2 protein-coding genes are annotated in these 2,492 nt (G+C 67.5%); both read left to right on the top strand.

Annotated features, from left to right (window positions below; translation table 11 throughout):
* On the top strand, positions 1–1,105 hold a 1,105-nt coding region (locus tag AB0E77_RS34120), incomplete at its 5' end, for a pullulanase-associated domain-containing protein (protein ID WP_352375729.1).
* Positions 1,102–2,492, top strand: a 1,391-nt coding sequence (locus tag AB0E77_RS34115) for an alpha-amylase family glycosyl hydrolase (protein ID WP_361578882.1), incomplete at its 3' end; no start/stop codon positions are given. The genes AB0E77_RS34120 and AB0E77_RS34115, both read left to right, overlap by 4 nt.

Below are 2,492 nucleotides of genomic sequence, written 5' to 3'. Positions count from 1 at the left end.
GCGCTACAAGGCCGTGGTGGTCGACCGTGCCGGCCGCACCGCGAGCACACTCGCCGACACCGTGACGGGGCAGGCACCGACGCCGAAGAAGCCGACGGCCGAACGCCGCCACGTCGTCGTGCACTACCACCGCGCCGACGGCGACTACACCGGCCTGACGCTTCACACCGCGAACGGGACCACCGCCGACTTCTCGGGACGGGACGCCTACGGAGCGTTCGCATGGCTCAGCCCCGCGGAGGGGACCGGGAAGATCCGATTCACGGTCGAGCGTGACGGTAAACCCGAAGGCGCCGAGCGTGTCGTGGACGTCGCCGCGGCCGGTGAGGTATGGACGAAGGAGAACTCGGACCTCGTGGACGCCGTCCGTCCCGCGGACGCCTATCCACCTCAGGACACGACGAAGGCCGTCCTCCACTACCACCGTCCGGACGGCGACTACGCCGGCTGGGGCTTGCACACCTGGACCGGAGCCGCGAACCCGTCCGAGTGGAACGAACCGATCCAACCGGTACGCCGCGACGCCTACGGTCTCGTATTCGAAGTGCCTCTCAAAGCGGGTGCGCCTTCCCTGAGCTACGTCTTCCACAAGAAGGAAGAAAAGGACGTCCCGGCCGACGAGGCACTTGTCTTCTCCTTGTACGGCCACGAGGTGTGGCGCGTCGCGGGCGAGGCGCCCTATCTGACGCCGTCCCTCGGCGGTGCCTTCCCGATGGATCTCGATCCCGCGGCCTCCGCGGCCACTTGGATCGACGAGAACACCGTCGTGTGGCACGGCACCGGCACGGGCGTCGCCGCCCAGCAACTCGTCTACGCCGCGGACGGGGGTCTGACTCTGCGGGACGGCGTCCTGTCCGACGAAGGGCAGTGGCTACGTCTCGTCCCCACCGAGCTGAGCGCGGCTCAGCAGGCGGCGCACCCCGAACTCGCCGACACCACGGCGTTCTCCATCGACCCGCGCGACCGCGACCGCATCCCCGAAGCACGCCGGGCCAAGCAGCTCATCGCCACCCAACGTTCCGACAACGGAGCTCTGTTGGGTGCAACGAGCGTGACAGCACTGTTCTCCACGCCCCAGCAGGTCCAGAAGGGTTCGACCAGGTGAACCGCAGACATGGCGCGCACGGCGCCTCACGGAAGGCGGCCGCCGCAGCGGTCGCGGCGGCGCTGCTCGGCGCAGCGCTGCACACTGCCACGCCGGCTTCGGCGGCCCCGACACCGCCCAAGCCGCCCTCCGACGCGAAACTGGCCGCGGAGCCCGCACGCCATGATGTGACCCGCGAACAGTTCTACTTCGTCCTGCCCGACCGGTTCGCGAACGGGGACCGGTCCAACGACAGGGGAGGTCTCACCGGCAGCCGCTCGGTGACCGGATTCGACCCCACGGACAAGGGCTTCTACCAGGGCGGCGACCTCAAGGGTCTGACCCGGAAGCTCGACTACATCAAGGGCCTGGGCACCACCGCGATATGGATGGCGCCGATCTTCAAGAACAAACCGGTCCAGGGCAACGGCGAGAGCGCCGGATATCACGGCTACTGGATCACCGACTTCACCCGGGTCGACCCGCACTTCGGCACCAACCAGGACCTGAAGAACCTCGTCTCCAAGGCCCATGCCAAGGGTATGAAGGTCTACTTCGACGTCATCACCAACCACACCGCCGACGTCCTCACCAACACCGAGAAGAAGTACGGCTACCGGAGCAAGGGCGCCTACCCCTACCTCGACACCGAGGGCCGTCCGTTCGACGACACCGAGGAGACCGACCGCAAGGTCGACGAGGACTCGTTCCCCTACACGCCGCAGATCCCGGCTGCGGAGAAGACGGCCAAAGTCCCGGCGTGGCTGAACGACCCGACGATGTACCACAACCGCGGCGACTCGACCTTCGTCGGCGAGAGCGGCCTCTACGGCGACCACACCGGCCTGGACGATCTGTGGACCGAGCGGCCCGAGGTCGTCGAGGGCATGGAGAAGATCTACGAGAGGTGGGTCAAGGACTTCGACATCGACGGCTTCCGCGTGGACACCGTCCGCAACGTCGACATGAAGTTCTGGACGCAGTGGGCCACGGCCCTCGACGCCTACGCCGCCAAGCGGGGCCGGGACGACTTCTTCATCTTCGGTGAGACGCTCTCCGCCGACCCGTCCGTCATCGCCCCGTACGTGACCGAGGGCCGCCTCGACGCGACGCTCGACTTCCCGCTCCAGAACGCCATCCGCGGCTACGCCTCGCAGGGCAAGTCGGCCTCCGGCCTGTCGGACGTCTTCGCACAGGACTACCGGTACACCACGGACAAGGCCAACGCATACAACGAGGTCACGTTTCTCGGCAATCACGACATGGGCCGCATCGGCTCCTTCCTGAAGTCCGATCACCCGGGGGCCGGGGACGCGGAACTGTTGCGGCGGGACCGGCTGGCGCACGAGTTGATGTTCCTGTCGCGGGGCAACCCGGTGATCTACTCCGGTGACGAGCAGGGCTTCAC

The organism is Streptomyces sp. NPDC032940, assembly GCF_040636935.1.
Lineage (GTDB): Bacteria > Actinomycetota > Actinomycetes > Streptomycetales > Streptomycetaceae > Streptomyces.
The sequence above is the reverse complement of the archived record's forward strand: the minus strand, read 5'-3'. Positions and strand labels throughout refer to the sequence as shown.